Source organism: Candidatus Brocadia sinica JPN1, from assembly GCF_000949635.1.
GTDB classification, from domain to species: domain Bacteria; phylum Planctomycetota; class Brocadiia; order Brocadiales; family Brocadiaceae; genus Brocadia; species Brocadia sinica.
On record NZ_BAFN01000001.1, the window covers coordinates 3585190 to 3603278 of the forward strand.

General features: G+C 40.7%; 19 protein-coding genes and 1 riboswitch. Of the genes, 16 read left to right on the forward strand and 3 right to left on the reverse strand.

Annotated elements, in window-relative coordinates:
* The first annotated feature begins 164 nt into the window (after positions 1–164).
* Positions 165–286: riboswitch (cyclic di-GMP riboswitch) on the forward strand.
* A gap of 428 nt (positions 287–714) precedes the next feature.
* Together BROSI_RS20590 and BROSI_RS20245 are read left to right on the forward strand one after the other, a co-directional pair.
* Positions 715–1065 (forward strand): hypothetical protein, encoded by a 351-nt coding sequence (locus BROSI_RS20590; RefSeq protein WP_052564857.1) that lies wholly within the window; start codon positions 715–717, stop codon positions 1063–1065.
* Positions 1066–1375: 310 nt separating this feature from the next.
* Positions 1376–2629 carry a hypothetical protein gene (locus BROSI_RS20245; RefSeq protein ID WP_162183205.1) on the forward strand — a complete coding sequence of 418 codons (1254 nt, stop codon included), beginning with the start codon at positions 1376–1378 and terminating at the stop codon, positions 2627–2629.
* Between the two features lie 168 nt (positions 2630–2797).
* Here the strand turns inward: BROSI_RS20245 and BROSI_RS16420 are convergent, their stop codons facing one another.
* A complete protein-coding gene (locus BROSI_RS16420; protein ID WP_052564860.1) occupies positions 2798–4042 on the reverse strand; it encodes an IS1380 family transposase in 1245 nt (414 codons plus the stop codon).
* Positions 4043–4554: 512 nt separating this feature from the next.
* Here BROSI_RS16420 and BROSI_RS16425 point away from each other — a divergent pair.
* A complete protein-coding gene (locus tag BROSI_RS16425; RefSeq protein ID WP_082059273.1) occupies positions 4555–5340 on the forward strand; it encodes a DNA adenine methylase in 786 nt (261 codons plus the stop codon).
* 195 nt (positions 5341–5535) lie between these two features.
* Here the strand turns inward: BROSI_RS16425 and BROSI_RS21500 are convergent, their stop codons facing one another.
* Complete coding sequence (locus BROSI_RS21500) at positions 5536–5658, reverse strand: hypothetical protein (protein WP_420886061.1); 123 nt, start codon at positions 5656–5658, stop codon at positions 5536–5538.
* A 291-nt stretch (positions 5659–5949) separates the two neighbouring features.
* Between BROSI_RS21500 and BROSI_RS16435 the strand changes: the two genes are divergently transcribed.
* Both BROSI_RS16435 and BROSI_RS16440 read left to right on the forward strand, forming a co-directional pair.
* Positions 5950–6183, forward strand: a complete 234-nt coding sequence (locus tag BROSI_RS16435; RefSeq protein WP_052564864.1) for a hypothetical protein — start codon at positions 5950–5952, stop codon at positions 6181–6183.
* Positions 6184–6233: 50 nt separating this feature from the next.
* Positions 6234–7019, forward strand: coding sequence for a tyrosine-type recombinase/integrase (locus BROSI_RS16440; protein WP_052564866.1), 786 nt, complete (start codon positions 6234–6236; stop codon positions 7017–7019).
* Between the two features lie 260 nt (positions 7020–7279).
* On the opposite strand, the gene BROSI_RS16445 is transcribed toward BROSI_RS16440, so the two are convergent.
* The gene (locus BROSI_RS16445; RefSeq protein WP_052564868.1) at positions 7280–7885 is read right to left on the reverse strand and encodes a ribonuclease HI family protein; all 606 of its coding nucleotides are present in this window, start codon (positions 7883–7885) and stop codon (positions 7280–7282) included.
* 290 nt (positions 7886–8175) lie between these two features.
* Here BROSI_RS16445 and BROSI_RS16450 point away from each other — a divergent pair, with 290 nt between their 5' ends.
* The 11 genes from BROSI_RS16450 (at position 8176) to BROSI_RS16500 (ending at position 18077) form a co-directional block, all read left to right on the forward strand.
* Positions 8176–8490 carry a hypothetical protein gene (locus BROSI_RS16450; RefSeq protein WP_052564869.1) on the forward strand — a complete coding sequence of 105 codons (315 nt, stop codon included), beginning with the start codon at positions 8176–8178 and terminating at the stop codon, positions 8488–8490.
* Position 8491: 1 nt separating this feature from the next.
* A complete protein-coding gene (locus tag BROSI_RS16455; protein WP_052564871.1) occupies positions 8492–10513 on the forward strand; it encodes a V-type ATP synthase subunit I in 2022 nt (673 codons plus the stop codon).
* Positions 10514–10531: 18 nt separating this feature from the next.
* Positions 10532–11059 carry a V-type ATP synthase subunit K gene (locus tag BROSI_RS16460; protein WP_052564874.1) on the forward strand — a complete coding sequence of 176 codons (528 nt, stop codon included), beginning with the start codon at positions 10532–10534 and terminating at the stop codon, positions 11057–11059.
* Positions 11060–11147: 88 nt separating this feature from the next.
* Positions 11148–11744 (forward strand): V-type ATP synthase subunit E, encoded by a 597-nt coding sequence (locus BROSI_RS16465; protein ID WP_052564875.1) that lies wholly within the window; start codon positions 11148–11150, stop codon positions 11742–11744.
* A 13-nt stretch (positions 11745–11757) separates the two neighbouring features.
* Entirely contained in the window at positions 11758–12795 is a 1038-nt protein-coding gene (locus tag BROSI_RS16470) for a V0D/AC39 family V-type ATPase subunit (protein ID WP_052564876.1), read from the forward strand.
* A complete protein-coding gene (locus BROSI_RS16475) occupies positions 12788–13108 on the forward strand; it encodes a V-type ATP synthase subunit F (RefSeq protein ID WP_052564877.1) in 321 nt (106 codons plus the stop codon). Before BROSI_RS16470 ends, BROSI_RS16475 begins: the two co-directional genes overlap by 8 nt.
* A gap of 492 nt (positions 13109–13600) precedes the next feature.
* Complete coding sequence (locus BROSI_RS16480; RefSeq protein WP_052564878.1) at positions 13601–13909, forward strand: nucleotidyltransferase family protein; 309 nt, start codon at positions 13601–13603, stop codon at positions 13907–13909.
* Positions 13910–14075: 166 nt separating this feature from the next.
* Positions 14076–14549 (forward strand): REP-associated tyrosine transposase, encoded by a 474-nt coding sequence (locus tag BROSI_RS16485; RefSeq protein WP_052564879.1) that lies wholly within the window; start codon positions 14076–14078, stop codon positions 14547–14549.
* Positions 14550–14689: 140 nt separating this feature from the next.
* A complete protein-coding gene (locus BROSI_RS16490; protein WP_052564880.1) occupies positions 14690–15712 on the forward strand; it encodes a ParA family protein in 1023 nt (340 codons plus the stop codon).
* A gap of 1 nt (position 15713) precedes the next feature.
* On the forward strand, positions 15714–16238 hold the full coding sequence (locus tag BROSI_RS16495) for a hypothetical protein (protein WP_052564881.1): 525 nt from the start codon (positions 15714–15716) through the stop codon (positions 16236–16238).
* Between the two features lie 78 nt (positions 16239–16316).
* Positions 16317–18077 carry a V-type ATP synthase subunit A gene (locus BROSI_RS16500; RefSeq protein ID WP_052564882.1) on the forward strand — a complete coding sequence of 587 codons (1761 nt, stop codon included), beginning with the start codon at positions 16317–16319 and terminating at the stop codon, positions 18075–18077.
* Positions 18078–18089: the final 12 nt, after the last annotated feature.

Below are 18089 nucleotides of genomic sequence, written 5' to 3' on the forward strand. Positions count from 1 at the left end.
TTCATTTTAAAAATCCCTTCAAATTCAAAATCGAAATCGTTCGACTGAGCGCTCACGACGAAGTCCGAAACAAATGCCCACTATTTTCTTGACAGGGAAAATATTATTGGTAGATTACTTGAGTTTTGAGAAATACCAAAATATGTAAAATAGTGAAGAAAATATAGCGACAAAGGCAAACCCTGAGTGATCAGGGGACGCAAAGTAACAGGGTCTCTGGGTTTGCACGACGAAGAAACTCCAGCAGCAGCAGCAGCAGCAGCAGAAAGATAGCCTTACTGCCGAAGATGTTTTTTTACAAACATTTTTTAGCAGTAAGGCTTTTTTGTTTTAAGAAACATTGTAACAATTTTGCTCTTTGAAAAAGGGTAGAGTTGAATCATTGTGTTTAGCCACTGTGGAAGCTTCGTGGTGAGTTTTTGGCGCAAGGTGCGACAAATGGGCTCAACGGTTGGGTTGAGGAACGAAACCCGACGTTTTGGTAAACATAAGGCGGTTTTAAGTTTTGCTCTCGTTTTAACCAGCATACTTAACTGGACCTTAAAAGATTTGTTTTCGTTGAATACATTTTTTAAGAGAGGAGAAATGCCCCAAAGAAACTTTTTCATGGTATTGAGTACATGAAAACATAAGGTATATCCTGTGTTATATGAATGAACTTATTTTTAATGTAATGTTATATCGGCAATGATTGTGGAAAGGAGCAGGAATAAAATGCATAAGTACTGGCTAATAGTTGTTATGGTACTTTTGTCGGGGATAAGTAAGTACGGTTATGCAAAGGATATGGGTTCAGAACTAAAAGACAATAGCGCAGACAGTGGTTTTTCTATAACGGAGAAAACAAACGATAGCACGATCGCCCGTTTCCGTGGAGATGGAAAGGTGGGTATCGGCACAGCTGACCCCAACGCGACACTGGATGTGTGGGGAAACATCGGGATTAACGGTATTTCCATTATTAACAATTCCGGTCAGTGGGTTGGTGATACGACCGGGTTGGTTGGACCGGAAGGGTCTCAGGGGCCTCCAGGTCCGCAGGGGCCACACAGGGTATTCGGGTGAAACAGGAGCACAAGGCCCGCAAGGGGAACAAGGTCCCCAGGGTATGGCAGGGCCGATATGACCCATAGGGCCACAGGGGCCGCAAGGTGAAACTGGCGCGCAGGGGCCTCAATGGCTTCCGGGACCAATTGCAGGCATAACTAAGCAAATCACCTATAATGACAATGGAAATGCTGCTGGTGCTGAGGTTTATTATGATAAAGCCAATGGTTATGTTGGTATTGGAATTGAGAATCCTAGCACCCCCTTGAATGTTGCCGGGTCTGTTTTGATAAGTGGTGCTAATAATAAATTGGTTGTGGATGGCAATGTGACTGGAAACCAGGGCGTTATTTTAGATGCTGCAAACAATATGGGAAGGATTGTATTGTCTGGTGGTGCCGGTGGTTTTATTATTGGGAGAAAAAGCGAGAGCGACGATGTTTACTTTTCTCATAATTATGGTTTAGAGCTTTCAACAGGTAATTTTCGTCCCATTACTTTAAACAGCGTAAATGTTAACGTGGGTCGGACAGAACTACCAACAACAATGCAAGTTATAGGTACCGTTAATGCTATTTCCTTTATGGGCGATGGTTCCGGGCTTACGGGAGTGACTGTGACAGAGACAGATCCTGTTTATAGCGATAGCATTGCATCGGGGATTTCAGTTGCTGATATTGGTAACTGGAATACGGCATTTGGATGGGGGGATCATGCTACCGCAGGATACTTAACCAGCTTTACTGAGACAGACCCCACAATTCCTGCAAGCTTGAAGGACGGAATAAGCTGGGGTGAGATTGGCAGCAGGCCTCCTAGATTGGACGATGGGGATGATGTCGGGATTACTACTGAGAGTGATCCCACAGTTCCCGCAAATTTGAAGGATGGGGTGAGTTGGGGTGAGGTATCAAGCATACCTCCTGATATTGCTGATGGTGACCAGGTTGGTATTGTTTCTGAGGTTGATCCTCAAGTGGGTACAAATACCACGAACTATGTTTCCAAATGGAACGGTTCTCAACTTGTTACGGGAACGATCTTTGACAATGGGAATATTGGTATTGGAGTTCCAGCTCCTAATGCTAAACTTGATGTGTCGGGAGCTTGTAAAATATCTGGTTCAGGTGATGTAGGAAGTGCACATTATGCTATTGTTAATACAACAAAAACAACTCCTGGAAGTGCATATAGATGGATTATTTATAATATGACCGGTGTATATGGTGATAAATTAAGTTTCTGGTCTTATGATTTTACAAATCCATGTTCCGGAGGAATGTGTGATGAAAGGTTTTCCATCTATGATAATGGAGATGTTTATGTTCCCGGCAATGTCGGCATTGGTACAACAAATCCTGCACAGAAACTCCATGTAGTAAGTACTGCACCAGATGCCTCTGCTACCGGTATTGCCCATTTCGAGGCGACATCTTCCAATAACCGATATATTAAAGTCAAAGGAAGTGCTGTGGAAGCGAACTTTGGAATTGGATCATTGACTCCACACGGGTATGCATGGTCTAACCCGCATTTTTCACAGAGGGTAATTTGTAATATCAAAAGGTTTCAAAATACATAATGAGTTTGGTATCCAAGACTGATTTTTCTGCTTTTATGCATCAACATTGAATATCCTCATCGTTTTATTGATAAAAACCCGGGAGATGCTATCAAAAGGCGTATTTGGGGCGTAGCGCTCCCGTCCGGCTTAGCAATCATACTTACAATGGTAAATCTTTTTTGAACTTCAACAGAGCATTGGATACGCTTTACGAATGTTTTGAAAAGCGCGCTGAAAGACTTCTTTATAGGGATAAGCACTGGACAGGCAAACTGCGATTCTCCTTACACTCACCTTTACCTGTGCGCCAATCTTGAGCAGTTTTGTTCGGATCGTGCTGCACTGTGCTTGTGAGAATTCTGTTGAACAAAGCCCTATCCGTCTTAATTCGTTGAGTAACACATAAGCCACTGACGAGAACCACAGCCTCAGTTGATTGGCACGCATCGTCTCTGTACTTGTCCGGTCGGCAAACAAATGTAACTGCTGTTCCTTGATCCTGTTTTCCATCTCCCCCCGTGCACAATACTCTTGCTCGTAAAGACTCCTGGCATCTTTCTCCTCCGATTTTAGTGATGTTACTACAAACCGGGGATTTGGCCCCTTCTCTAAATATTCCACCTTGCCCACTACCCGACGACCCTTGGACCAACTCTTCACCGTTTTATAGAAAAAATCTTTATACACCCTGGATGCTCTTCCTGTCTGCTCATATTGTTTTCTTGCCTCTTCCATTTCGCCTTGTATCTCTTCTTGTAATCGAGAATTCCTTGCAAGCCCAAAAAGATAGTCTACATGGTTTGCTTCACACCAACTCATGATTTCTTCCCTCGCAGACCCCGAATCGCCCCGCACCACAATTTTCACCTCAGGCCACTGGTTCCGAACGTGATTGACGACCCGCTCTATCTCCTCTTTTGCCCCTTCGCTTGCATCCACCCCTGATGTCCTTAATTTCGCACATAACAAATAGTCATCGCAAAATATGTACAAGGGTAAATAACAATACTCCCCGTAATATCCATGGAAAAAACGACCTTCCTGGCTCCCGTGTATCGGATCATCCGTCGCATCCAAATCCAAAACAATCTTGCTTCGCCTATCCTGCCCTGTCGGGTCTTTCTTCTTGCACAAAACTGCCAACAATGGGTCTATCCTCAATTGATCATGATCATTCAAGTCCTCATATCCTAACGCTATCCCATATATCCTCTGTGATAATAATTCTTCTACTGTATGCTCTATTGCGCCCTGATCCCGATAATCGGTAAAACACTTTGAAAACTCTTTCATGAAACCTCTTGCCTGTTCTAATTCTCTCAGTAACAGGCCTCCGGCGTCGGTTGTTATTTGCCCTCCATTAAATTGCGATATTACCTTCCTTCCGCTTAACCCTTGATACTCTATTGCATCTTTACACCCTGTTTTCACCTTCAACCCTCCTCTTGCTATGTATAATCTGTTCTTTACAAACATCTTATACCATAAATATCGAGGGTTGTCTAACATATCGGTGAGAAATCCGGGCTAGAATGCAAATGGTGCATGGGTATGGCAAAAGGCGCAAAGTGTGAGAGCGAGATTTGCAAGTTAAAGGATAAATCTTTGTCATTCTTAAAGAGGATCAAAGCGCATTGCCTTGATTGCGTGGGAACTCGGCAAGAGGTTAAAAGTTGCACAGGGAAATTACTATTTGAGGATCGTCTTTGTTATCTGCATCCTTACCGGTTTGGACACAATCCAAGACAAAGGGGTATTGGCAACCCAAGATTTGCCAAAAAACCCCAAAGAAATGATATGTTTTCAGGGGTAAAAAACGTTTCGGAGTTGACTGGTAGTGGTTTAGGTCGATGAGTTTAACAGGAAGGGCAATTGGAGGGGGGTAGAGTAATGGGTTGCAGAACATTAAAACCGCCGATTAATCGTTTTGGTGGAAAGTTTTTTTGCGTAGTTGGCTATCAGGGTTAATACCAGAACATATTTCGTATGTGGAACCCTTTTGCGGGGCTGGGCATTTGTTGTTTGCCAAAGAACCTTCACAGGTAAAGGTCATAAACGACATTAATAACCACTTGGTAAACTTCTTCAAGGTTATTCAGAATTCTGGGAAATGCCAAATGTTGACTAACCTTTTAAACTATATGCCATACAGTCGAACCCTTTGGCAAGAGATAAGAACAAACTGGAAGAAAGGGAATATCCCAAGTGATCCCGTAGAGGCATCAGCGCAATGGTTTTATCTGAATCGAACATGCTTTTCAGGGGATCAGAATCGTGGCGGTTTTGCAGCGCCTTCGGTGACTGGTCGTAATCCTGTCCAGAGTTTTAGGAATGCTATTGAAGGTCTAACAGACATTGCAGAGAGATTACGGAGCGTTTGCATTGAGTCTTTAGATTATGCGGAATGTATCAAGCGGTATGATTCAGAAGCTACCCTGTTTTATTGCGATCCGCCTTATTGGGACGCGGAGGACTATTACGGCGATTCTTTTAGCCAGGGCGACCACCATATCCTTGCGGAACTGTTGTGCAGGGTAAAAGGCAAGGTGATGCTGACCCACTATGCCAACAAGCTGTATGACAGGTTATATGAGGGTTGGTATCGATATGAGTATCAATCGTTCAAGGGAAGTCATAAATCGACCGGTGAATCAAAGCCAAGAACCGTTGAGGTATTGTACACGAACTTTGAACCTGCAAGAACAGCAAACTTTTTGGAGGCAAACTAATGAGATTATTTCCATATGCGGATTACCTTATTTGGCTGATAGGTTTTGAGGCAATCAGGGCGGTATGCTGGATGATCTGGACGGGGTTGCAATGGCATTAATGCGTATGCTTAGAGTGCTTCTGGCTATATTTCAACCAAGCAAGGAAAATAAGGCAAGACACAATCACTATGGCGTAAATAATTCCAAGTCCTGTCATTTTTCTGCCTCCTGTTTATCAATAACGAGACCAACGAGAACCGGGATTATGGTTGCTATTATCCCAACAATCAATATCCAGTATTTTAAATTAGCAGGATTTGCAAATTGAGCTACCACTAAGGCAGCAAAATCAATCTTGGCTATATCGTAAAAGAATTTGGCAAGATTGGCTTTTGTTTCTCATTCATACGTCTTATAGAATAATACCAATTTTACCAAAACACGTCAACAGGTGAAAAGTACTTGACAATGGTCAAGAGGTGCGGTAGTACGTACGACCATTAATAACGGCGTGGTCAGGACGCTATTTGATATGTGCCTAGGAAACCGGGCAACAAGGGCAATGGGCTGTGGGACCTGACCTCCCGCGGCTTGTTGTCCTTTTTTGTTGCGTTGAAAGAGGGTTGTATGGCAGATAAGGTATTGAGTATTAACCAGCAAGACGAGATTGGCTTGAGGGTCAATTTTCTGAAAGAGGTGTTCCATATTTTGAGTGAAGCAACACCTTTAAAAAACCTAACACTAGGAGATTTTGAGACAATGTTGTGGGATGCAGAGCGCAAACTTATGGAGGTCAAAGACATCCTTAGCGGAAAAGACATTGTCAGGCAAGACGCAGAGGTGATGGTTGGGATAAGCTGACAGACACAGAAGTTAACTTAGGCGCTGGACGGAGCGCAAAACGGCTGGCTATGTTTATTGGCGACCGGGAACGTGGCAAACTGAATCTACCAAAGAAGAAGGTCATTCCGACCTTAGCGGAATATTCTAAGACATACCTTGAATTATACAAAGGTGCTAAAGAAAATACCCTTGGTGCCAGGAAAAGGGCTGTAAGTGTTCTTGTGGAATACCTGGGAAGTTATCACCTTGATAAAATCACGGCATTTGTAATAGAAAAATTCAGGATTGAGCGTAAAGAGAAAGACCAGGTTAAGGACGGCACAATTAACGATGACGTATCTGCCTTAAACCACATCTTTGGCAAGGCAATCAAAGAAGGTATTCTTGATAAAAACCCATGCAAAGACATTAAAAAACTAAAGGTTGCTCAATCCAGAGACCGGGTATTAAGCGCCGAAGAAATAGCCCTACTTCTCAATAAACTGGAAAGCAAAGGACGTTTCATGGTATTGGTAGGTCTCTTTACCGGTATGCGTCTTGGTGAAGTGTTGCGCTTAAAATGGGCGGATATTGACTTTGCCAGAGGCTTGATAATGTTCGTTCAGAGCAAGACCAATAAACAAGTTACTGTCCCACTTTCAAGCTACCTGGCCGATGAATTAACGAAATACAAAGAAGGCCATACAGAAGAAAGGCTGTTTGAAAGCAAAGAAATAACCAATGCTGTAGTGATTCGATACAGTGAATATTTTAGCGGGTTGTTTAAGGAACTTGGTATTGATAATTTCACATTCCATAACCTCAGACATTCATTTGCAAGCTTACAGGGCGACATCGGGACAGGCGCTACGTGACGCAAAACATGCTAGGACATAGCAAGTCGACATGACCTTAAGATATTCCCACATCGGACTAGGCAGCAAGAAAAGAGCGGTACAGGCACTAACAGATCATGTTTTAGGCATGAGTGAAAAGGCTGTTTTACCTTTGGCAGCGCAAGTGTAAGGTTCAGAGAAAGTACGACATGACCAGACACCACAATTTGTATGTTGTTAGCAATCAAAGATTTATGGAATTTCCCAAAGTATTAGTCAATTATTTATTTAACGCTGTGCTACGCCAACAAATCAATGCCTCGGTTGGCCAACGTATCGGCAATGACATTTTCCTCCCTGCGTACATGTTGAATCTTCCACGTGGGTATTTTACATAGGAGTTTCATAAGTTCATTATAGAGAGGCAGGATGTTTGGGCTCTTTACACGATATTCACCGTTAAGTTGTCGAACCAGGAGTTCGCTGTCAGTCTTAAAGATGACTTTTTTAGCAGCATAGGCAATTGCCTTTTGGGCTGCAAATATCATCGCCTGATATTCAGCAACATTATTTGTAGATTCTCCGATAAATCTGCATACATCCTCAACAAGACAATAATCCTTATCGAATATGGCTACACCAATACCTGCCTTACCCGGATTTCCCCTTGATGCTCCATCGGTATGGATGATAAGTTCACGAAAACCTTCCTGTCTGTATTGAGGCATATCGTCATGTGGCAGGCAAATATCAACCCGTTTCTTCCCTTTCTTCGTTTCCAAGATTTCGTGAAAAAGTTCATCGATTACTTCTTTGGTAGCTGCGGGATTTTCCTTTGTCAATTTTTCTATGTCGAGGTATCTCAATATTAATGCCACTAATTCCTGCAAAGATATATTTTTCATATATGACGACTCCTTAATGAAGTATTGAAAACTTATAACACATTTTAAAAATCAATTCTACGAATAGCAAACGTTTTAAACTACGCATTCCTGTTTATAAATAATTGGCTTTTTTCTTGAAACGATGCACATTTCAACGTAACATGAATAGCAATTAACGTTTCAGGAATGACAGGAAACTATCTGGCAACAACCATTGTAAGGAGACGATCATACCCAACTTGCAACACATTGCCTTTCTGCAACTCTTCTGAGCTAAAGGCTCATCAAGTTTTTAGAACAAATTCTCTATGAGCAACCATCTTATCGCAGAAATACTGGAAATCGAGTCAGAAGCGAACACTATTGTGAGGGATGCCAAACAAAAAGCAGAGAAGATTATTGCCGATATTCACCATGAGATTGGATGTATGAAAGCAACCCTTGAAAATGAATACCGTCAAAAGCTAGAGATATTAAAATCAAAGACCCTCGATTTACAAAAATCAGAAGAAGAACGTCTGAGAAATGAATTTGAATTGTATAAAGAGAAACTTTTCCATATGAACAATCAAATCATGGAAGATGCTGTTGATTGGATAGTAAAACACATTTACGAGAGTTAGTATGGCTATTGAAAAGGTTAATAAAGTGACCATTCTACTCCCCGAAAAGGATGCGCATCAGTTTCTCAATCAACTCTATTACTGGAATATCGTTCATATTACAGACACTTTTACCCAACTCCACAATTCGATTATTCCATCCTTTCAAAGATTTCCCACCACTTTTAATGATATAGAGAAGAATATTCAGAAACTTAATACCATCTTTTCCACTCTTAAAACATTCGCCCCAAAAAAGAAAAGCTTTGTTGAAGGTATCTTTCCCATTCCATTGCAAATTACCCGTAAGGAATTGGCTCAAACACTTTCTCGTATAAATATTAATTCTCTCTTTGAGGAATGCCGGAGCCGATACGAAACATACTTAAGCCTTCAAAAAAGACAGAAACAATTAAAGGAAGAATTGGACATACTCACAGATTTTTTACCCTTGTCATTTGAATTTACTCAACTCAGAAGCATTAAGAACGTCTCCTTCTTTTACTGTCAGGCATCTGAGGCTCGATGGAACCGGTTTTTAAGAGATGCAGCAGCCAGTGAATTTCTCACGTGGCAGATTGTTTCAAAGACTAAAAAAAAATTGAAAATCCTTCTTGCATACTTAAATAACGATAAAGATGACGCGCTCAGGATTCTTGCAAAATTCGGTTTTAAGGAGATACCCTTTCCAATCCTATCGGGTAATATAAAAGACCGTAGTGATGAATTAGCACTGGAAATGTCTCATGTGATTCAAGAGCGAGAGCAAATTCGCTGTCGTATCCTTGAGCTATCCGGGGAATGGCGTTCTCTGGAGATACTCCTGGGATACTGGGAAAACGAAAGAAATAAGATCCATACACAGCATAGGTGTGTCATATCAAAAAGGGTCTTTGTGTTAATTGGATACGTCAAAATAACAGATACGCTTAAACTCGACATGTTACTCCACGGCAAATTTCCACAGGCATCGGTTGTTTATGAAGAACCTTCAGCGATCGATAAAGTACCCGTCTCCATTACGTTAAATAGATTCTTCAAACCTGCCCAATTATTGATAAACATGTTTGGATTACCCAATTATTTTACTTTTGACCCAACGCCCTTTGTGATGATATCCTTTCTCATCTTCTTTGGGCTCTGTTTTGGCGATGTATTTTACGGAGTGTTTTTAACGGCTTTTTCCGCATGGATGGCCAGGAAATATAAATCATCTGAAGCATTTTCCAACTTCTTGAAACTCTTCCTTTATGCTGGTATTAGCACGATGATTTTTGGTGCCATTACCGGTGGTTGGGCTGGAGATCTCTATAATCCAATGTATCTAGGCGAGAATAACCCTTTACTAAAAATAAAAGAAAGGCTGACACTATTAGACCCTCTCTCAAAACCTGTTCTTGCACTCTTGTTTGCCATAGGGCTGGGTGTATTGAACCAATTTTACGGCATCACACTCAGGATGTATGGAGAATTGAGAAAAAAGAATATCCTGAATGCAATCTGTGACGGATTATTATGGCTTATTATGCTGCCAGGATTTCTGATCCTGATATCAACCATTTTTCTAAAAATACCTGGTAACATCATCAGTATTGGGAAATACATGGCCATCATTGGCGCGGTTGGATTGATCTCAACACAGGGACGTAACGAAAAGAGTTTGATCGGTAAAATTTTCACGGGGATTGTTAGTTTATACGGCATTGTGGGCACCTATGGGTGTACGAGTTTTATTGGGGATATCCTTTCCTATACGCGCATTCTGGCCATCAGTCTTACAACAACGATTGTTGGTATGGCATTTAATATTGTAGCGACATTGTTCAAAACAGGCACTTTTATTGGTGTTGTATTCTTTATAATCACCTTGATTTTTGGGCATATGTTTAACTTTGCCATGAGTATTCTCGGCGCCTTTATTCATCCTGCACGGTTAATCTTCCTTGAATTTTTTGGACGATTTTATGAAGGAGGCGCCCCAAAGTTTCAGCCTTACGGTTTGGGTAACCAACGGATACATATTATAGAAAACGATTCGGAATGAATATCACAGGAGTGTATCATGACAGAATTACTAAAGTTGTATTTTGTACAAACTGGTTTTGGCTGGGTTATTATTGGCGCCATTATTGTAGTCACCGTAAGTTGTCTGGGTTCTGCAAAAGGCATTTTGATTGCTTCATCTCAAGCTGCAGGTATTTTATCGGAAAAGCCAGAATTATTTGGAAAACTGCTTGTACTCATGGCACTGCCTGGCACCCAGGGTTTTTACGGATTTATCTGTGCCATTATGATTGCCCTGCGTACCGGAATTATTGTAGGAAATTTGAATATCCCTCCTGCCATTGGGGTTGCGATCCTCCTCATCGCTATAGCCACAAGCATTGTAGAATATATCACCGCACTTATTCAAGCTAAGGCTGCAACTGGAGCTATCAATCTTACAGGAAAACAACCGGAAGAAGGGGGCCGCGCCATCCTGATCCCTGCGCTTGTTGAAACGTACGCCGTTATTGCCTTATTGATTTCTATTTTATTGATCACCTGGCTGACCAAGGAAGGGGGATTTTCCTTCACTACACCAATATAAATTTTATCTGTTTTTGAAATATAACCTGATATAAAAATACATGATAGAGGCGAGGTAACCACGTCCCTACAATTACAAATTTTTATTTATGTCCCTCGGACGAATCAAAAATTACATTATAGAGAATGCACAAAAAGAGGCCGAACAAATTATCAAAACGGCTGAAGCACAATTTCGCGCCCAGGTTGAAATAACCAAACTCTCCCTGGAAAAACAACACCAGGAAATGTTGCGCACCGAAGAGGGACGTCTCAACAAGGATGTCAAAGGAACCATCGTTTCATTAAAAAGGTCTTACAAAATGAAACTGCTGGAAATTAAAAATCGTGTGCTTGACGACGTCCTGACACGCGCAACAGAACATATACAATCACTTCCTGATAAAGACTATTTAGCATTGATAGGGAAATGGATGGCAAACATACCCGACCATCTGGAAGGAGAGTTGTTCGTTAATGCAAAGGATTTGAAACGAATAACCGACGCCTTTATCGATACTATTAATAAGAATAGAAAGACAAGGATCTGCCGGAATACAACTGCTATTGATATAAGGGGCGGTTTTGTCTTAAAGACTACTTATTATGAAATTGATTGTACCTTAGATACCCTTGCCAAAAACCTTCGTACCACATTGGCACCCAAGCTAAGCGACATGCTGAAATTGTCTTATGTTGAATTGTAAAATGAAGAGCTATATGCCAAACGGTACATATCATCATGAATGGTGTTATTTATCCGGACGGGTCAATATCCTGGAGTGCTCTTTACTCAGTATGAACTTCTTTGAGAAATTACTATCCAGCAATAATTTAAATGATGTATTAACAAACTTAAATAACACGCCTTTAAAGGCCTATTTTACAGATTCAAAGCATTTGTACGAATTCGAAACGCTGCTTGATGACTATTACCATGATAAGTTATATGAAATACGGTCTTTGTCACCCCACAGTGCCATTTGCGACTTTTTCCTGATAAGGAACGACATCCTCAACTTGAAGAAATTCATAACGTCCAAAACCTTAGGTATAAACAAAAATACATTTCTTAAAGGGACCATGAGCAAGGATACATGGAACAATGAATGGCATGGGAAAGCAACTTCTTTGCCGAAAGTATTCAAAGAATCAATCTCTTTTTTTAAAACTGCCGTGAATAACTTAAAAAAAGAATCATTACCTTTTATAATCGACTTAATATGCGACGGCGCTTATTTGAGATACATCGAAAATTTTTCTAACAAAATCAATGTTGAGATTATCCAGCGATACCTGATGATATACCAATGCGTGAAGGGTCTTAAGGTGATACGGCGTGTAATGGTATTAAAGCTTGATATGAAACTTCTGGAACAATACTTTTTGGAAGGATTTGATAAAGAACATGTTTTTTACAGACTTATGAAAAACACTGCATGGATATCAGAAAAGACACTGCGAGAAGCCTTTATAGGAGCTTATTGCAATACACCCCTGCTAGACCAATATTTTATACAAGTGCTTTCATTGAATTTATTTCCAAATATTTCTTTTCAATACGAAGTAGTAACTGACAATTATTTATTAGATATAATGCAACCCGTGAAGTTCATCCCCTTTGGGACGGAAAGGGTTTTTGGATACCTATGCGGCCTTACTGTTGAGGTATTCAACTTAAAATTAGTGTTGGGCGGAAAGGTGCACAGGATAGAGAGCAATTTTTTACGAGAACGCTTACGAAAAACGTATGCATAAAATTGTTATCATTGGTGAAAAGGACGATATCCTACCCTATCAAAGCATAGGAGTTGAGATTAAACCTGTGAAAACAATATTTGAGACCGTTAATATTCTACGGAAAATTGCCCAGGATTCTTCAGTAGGAATTATCCTGATCACTGAGGATATGGCAGAACAATGTCTTGATACAATTATCGAGTTAAGGACCAAAACTGCCAAGGCGATCACTATTCTTCCTGCACGGCAAGGAAGCAGGCACACTGGTACGATGGAACTCAACAAAGAGATTGGACGGGCGGTGGGAATGAATATTTTGGAAAAGAAATAGCCACTTAATTAAATATGGATATTATCCCATAACTTACAAAGGAGAAGTTATGAACTTAGAAAAATTTGCTTCTAAATACAAAAGAGAACCTCGTCAGAACCTAAGCTAAGTCCAGAATATATTGATGAAAGTATGAGACCTTTTCTTTAACCTGATATACAGGAGATTGTTTCTGCAACCACTTTAGACAGTCCTTTATCGGCATACGCATTATTGGACGAAATCGTAAAGTTAATAATTACAGCCATGGATGATGAAACCAGAAATTGGGTAGAAGGTTGGATAAAGGAATTGGTGATACCTCAAATATCGTTGCAATAGGCGCAGAAGATGAGATGCTAGATGATGCATCTATCGATGCGATTATTAAGCTCAAATTGCGATGACACCATCAAATTAAAATTTTCTGAAAGGCATATCCTCAGTTTGCAGGGGAGATTAAAAGCAAGTATAGAGAAAAATGATTACGAGACGAACTAAGAGGGCGGTGACATGAAAATAAAAAATACCTATACAAAGGAAATGATTAAAGATATTTTAGCGAAAAATTATCCTGTTCTAAAAAAATACAAGGTTAAATCCATAGCGCTTTTTGGGTCTTATGTGCGTGGTAAACAGGTTAAAAAGAGCGATATTGATTTATTAGTCGAATTCGAAGAGCCTACTTTCCGAAATTATATGGGACTCCTTTCAGAATTAGAAAACATATTTCACAAAAAAATCGATTTGGTTTGTAGAGATGCATTAAAGGAAAAGATAAAACCCTATATTTTGAAAGAGGCAGAATGGATAGAAAAGTAAGGCATCACAGACTCTATATTGAAGATACCCTTGAATGTATGGGAAATGTTAATATTGTACCATAAGCTTCATTAGATCAGAAATTAAAGTTAGGATATTAAGGGAAATTGAGCAAATAAGGTGTAGGGCAAGGCTTTAGCCTTGCAGAGGTTTGCCTTTTCGAGATATGTCAAACAATTACAAAAAACGCATACGGTTAAAAGATTTTGATTATAAAGATTGTTATCGATATTTTGTAACCATATGCACATTCAATAAAAAGCCCTTATTTACAAACGATTCTTTAGTAACCTGGCTTATTGAACTTTTAAGGGAACGATCAAAATCGTTTAGTTTCAAAATTTGGGCATACTGCTTCATGCCTGACCATCTTCATCTTTTAATACAAGGGGAACGTGATGACTCTGACATGAGACGATTTATTTCATCGTATAAGCAACAATCAGGTTTTTATTATAAGAAAAAGACCGTCTCGTCTCTCTGGCAAATTAATTATTATGAACATATTTTGGGAAAAGAAGAAGACACGAAAGGCATTGCATATTATATTTTTGCTAACCCTGTAAGAAAAGGTTTAGTTAACGATTTTAAAGAATATAAATTTCTTGGTTCATTTGCGTTTGATATTATGCAATTGTAAGATATTTGTCACAATTATTTAGCTTTTTGCAAAGCTGAAGCTTTGCCCTACAGTAAAAACACGACTCTGAAGGGCGCCTAGTAACATATGTATTGAGAATTTTCATAAAACCTTACTAACAACATAAACAAATCAATAACATGGGAAAAGTCATTTCATTCATCAACTACAAAGGTGGTGTTGGGAAAACAACTACCACCTATCATATCGGATGTGCCCTGGCCCTGTTTCACAATAAGAAGGTATTGCTTGTCGATGTGGATCCGCAAACCAACCTGACCTTTCTCTGCGTTGTACCCGAACGATGGGAAGCATTCAAAAAAGATAACGGCACGATTGCTAAGCTCTTTGAATCGTATTTAAAGGATAGTTTTGATACTTACCAAATTGAAAATATTATATGGAAATCTCCTATCGAATTGTTTACAAAGGGCAAGGTCACAAAGGATGTAGTGAAGAATCTTGACCTGATTCCGTCGGACGTTGATTTGTTGAGCGTTGATATTGAATTGGCGTCAAAGACTTGGCGGAAGATAGAGTCGGGCTTTTATCAAGAACAACTCCAAATCCTCAGGCGAACAATCAAGAGTATAAAAGAATTATTCGGCATTGATACTTCCGATGATATACGGGATGCCCTCTTTTCCATAGAACAGCGCCATATCCTGAAAAATGCCATTCATAAGATAAAAGACAATTATGATTATATCCTCATTGATTGTCCTCCAAACCTCTATCTGGTGACACAAAATGCACTTGCCGCAAGTGATACTTATGTCATAACAACCATACCAGACCATATGTCAACCATAGGGATAAATATACTCATCAAGAAAATCAGGGAATTACATAATAAGATGAATCACAAATGTCGTTTGACAGAGACGAGAACACAAGACATTGCACATAAAGGGATACTATTTACCATGGTGCGCACTGTAGGCCAGAGTATTGTCAATACCCATAAAGATAAAATGAATGAGCTCCGAAAGGACTATAATAATATATGTTTTGCAAATTCTATTTCATGGGGTACTGGCTATACCGAGGCTTCCGCACTTGCAGTTCCTGTTTTTTTGATGGATGATGAAAATACAATGCGTGTGGCAGAACAATATAAAGAGGTAACAAAGGAATTCTTAGAGAAAGTCGGTGGTAATTAACATGGTAAAAAGGACAAAAAAACTCGATCTGATAGATACTTTAACAAAAATAAAAGAATACCTGCCATTGCTCCCGGGGGAGGATGAGAGACAAAGGATGGCGCAAATTATCCCGGAGATAAAACAAGAACTTGAGTTATTGCGGGAAAGCATTGGGCGTTTTCCCGATGAATCTGAGACTCGTCAGGTATCCAATGCCATTCAAACCCTGGTATCATTTTTTGATACCCTGAAAGACAAACCCCTCCTTGCCGAAATGCTCCTTCCAAAAAAAGTTAAACCCAGAAAAACCAAAAGCAGTATCGTTGATGTTGATACTCTGCAAAAACAGTTAGAAAGGCTACCCACTGAGAAGATCCTTGAAGAACTCACAAAACACAAGAAGGATGTCCTTATTGGGTTATCAACGAAGATGAACATAACAGCGAATAAAAAACTGACGAAAAACGCCCTGGCAGATAGGATTTTCAAGCTGGGGTTTGCGAATAAGAGAGGGTATGACCTGTTGAGCGGCAAAACAGGCTGAATATTAAATTACAAAATAAATGGGGTGGCACGGACAAACTTGTTTGTCCGTGTCTGATTTAAGATTTAAATTAATAGAATGGGCAATAACGGAACAATCATCAGGGTTTCTGGTCCCCTTGTCGTAGCCAGGGGATTAGGTGGAACACGCATATACGACATGGTTCGTGTGGGAAATTACAAACTCTTTGGTGAGGTGGTAGAGATACGGGGTGAAGAGTACTCCATACAGGTCTATGAAGAGACAGAGGGCGTAGGTCCGGGAGAACCCGTCTATCCCACCTTTGGCGCCTTTAGTGTAGAACTGGGACCAGGACTTATCGGCGGAATTTATGATGGTGTACAGAGACCACTGGATGCCCTGAATCGTTTATACGGTGATTATATTGTAAGAGGTATTGAACAACCACCGCTGGATAGAACAAAGAGATGGCATTTTTATCCTTTAAAACGTGTAGGTGACGAAATTATTGCTGGTGATATAATTGGTTATGTTCAGGAAACAAAACTTGTACAGCATAAGATTATGGTACCAAGGGATATCAAAGGCAAGCTATCCACGATCGAAGAAAAAGAGGGGACGATAGAGGATATCATTGCAAAGGTTGAGACTGCCACTGGTACAAAAGAGTTGAGCATGCTCCAGAAGTGGCCGGTAAGACAACCGCGGGAAGTAAAGAAAAAACAACATACCACAGTTCCCCTGGTTACAGGCCAACGGGTTATCGATATGTTTTTCCCTGTTACAAAGGGTGGCGTTGCCTGCATACCTGGTCCTTTTGGAAGTGGCAAGACGGTAATCCAGCATCAGCTTGCCCGCTGGGCAGATGCAGATATAATTGTTTATGTGGGGTGTGGTGAACGCGGGAATGAAATGACAGAGGTGTTGATCGATTTCCCCATCTTAAAGGACCCGAAAACGGGCGAACCCCTCATGGAACGAACGGTATTGATTGCCAATACTTCCAATATGCCTGTAGCGGCACGGGAGGCGTCCATATTTACGGGAATTACTATTGCCGAGTATTACCGGGATATGGGGTACAGCGTTGCCCTCATGGCCGATTCCACCTCCCGTTGGGGCGAGGCCATGCGTGAGATGTCCGGCCGACTTGAAGAGATGCCTGGCGAAGAAGGTTTTCCGACATACCTGGGTTCCAGACTTGCCAGTTTTTATGAGCGGGCGGGAAATGTGGTCTGTCTTGGTTCGGATGGAAGGCAGGGAAGTTTAAGTGTGGTTGGGGCTGTCTCACCCCCCGGGGGGGATTTGTCTGAACCGGTAACCCAAAGCACCTTGCGGGTTGTCAAGGCCTTCTGGGGACTCGATGACAGGCTGGCTTCTCAAAGACAATTCCCGGCGATTAATTGGTTGACCAGCTATTCCCTTTACCAGGATGTCGTGGATGAGTTTTCTACTATTCATGTCCATAAGGACTGGAAGGCATATCGAATGAAGGCAATGGAACTATTGCAAAGAGAGGCTGAACTTGAGGAATTAGTACGGTTAGTAGGTGTAGAATCTCTTTCCTCAAGGGATCGGCTTCTCATGGAAGTCGCCCGAATGATCCGCGAAGATTTTCTGTATCAGAATGCCTATGACCTCCGCGATACGTATAGCCCCCTGAAAAAACAATTCCTTATGTTAGCCATAATCCTCAAATTTTATGACACGGCAAATGAATTGTTGAAATCGCAAGTTGAGCTTTCTGCGATAATCTCCGTATCAGCCTTATCAGATATTGCACAAATGCGTTTTATTTCTGAGGAAAATCTGGGTGAGTTTGATCAGCTGGAAGTAAAAATGATAAAGGAGTTAAAGGGCTTGTCAGGAAGTAAATAGTCCATAATAAAC

Bases quoted from the DNA above. Each gene is read 5' to 3' on its own strand.
- BROSI_RS20590 (WP_052564857.1), top strand. From the start codon at position 715: ATGCATAAGTACTGGCTAATAGTTGTTATGGTACTTTTGTCGGGGATA.
- BROSI_RS16435 (WP_052564864.1), top strand. From the start codon at position 5,950: ATGGCAGATAAGGTATTGAGTATTAACCAGCAAGACGAGATTGGCTTG.
- BROSI_RS16440 (WP_052564866.1), top strand. From the start codon at position 6,234: ATGTTTATTGGCGACCGGGAACGTGGCAAACTGAATCTACCAAAGAAG.
- BROSI_RS16445 (WP_052564868.1), bottom strand. From the start codon at position 7,885: ATGAAAAATATATCTTTGCAGGAATTAGTGGCATTAATATTGAGATAC.
- BROSI_RS16450 (WP_052564869.1), top strand. From the start codon at position 8,176: ATGAGCAACCATCTTATCGCAGAAATACTGGAAATCGAGTCAGAAGCG.
- BROSI_RS16455 (WP_052564871.1), top strand. From the start codon at position 8,492: ATGGCTATTGAAAAGGTTAATAAAGTGACCATTCTACTCCCCGAAAAG.
- BROSI_RS16460 (WP_052564874.1), top strand. From the start codon at position 10,532: ATGACAGAATTACTAAAGTTGTATTTTGTACAAACTGGTTTTGGCTGG.
- BROSI_RS16465 (WP_052564875.1), top strand. From the start codon at position 11,148: ATGTCCCTCGGACGAATCAAAAATTACATTATAGAGAATGCACAAAAA.
- BROSI_RS16470 (WP_052564876.1), top strand. From the start codon at position 11,758: ATGCCAAACGGTACATATCATCATGAATGGTGTTATTTATCCGGACGG.
- BROSI_RS16475 (WP_052564877.1), top strand. From the start codon at position 12,788: ATGCATAAAATTGTTATCATTGGTGAAAAGGACGATATCCTACCCTAT.
- BROSI_RS16480 (WP_052564878.1), top strand. From the start codon at position 13,601: ATGAAAATAAAAAATACCTATACAAAGGAAATGATTAAAGATATTTTA.
- BROSI_RS16485 (WP_052564879.1), top strand. From the start codon at position 14,076: ATGTCAAACAATTACAAAAAACGCATACGGTTAAAAGATTTTGATTAT.
- BROSI_RS16490 (WP_052564880.1), top strand. From the start codon at position 14,690: ATGGGAAAAGTCATTTCATTCATCAACTACAAAGGTGGTGTTGGGAAA.
- BROSI_RS16495 (WP_052564881.1), top strand. From the start codon at position 15,714: ATGGTAAAAAGGACAAAAAAACTCGATCTGATAGATACTTTAACAAAA.
- BROSI_RS16500 (WP_052564882.1), top strand. From the start codon at position 16,317: ATGGGCAATAACGGAACAATCATCAGGGTTTCTGGTCCCCTTGTCGTA.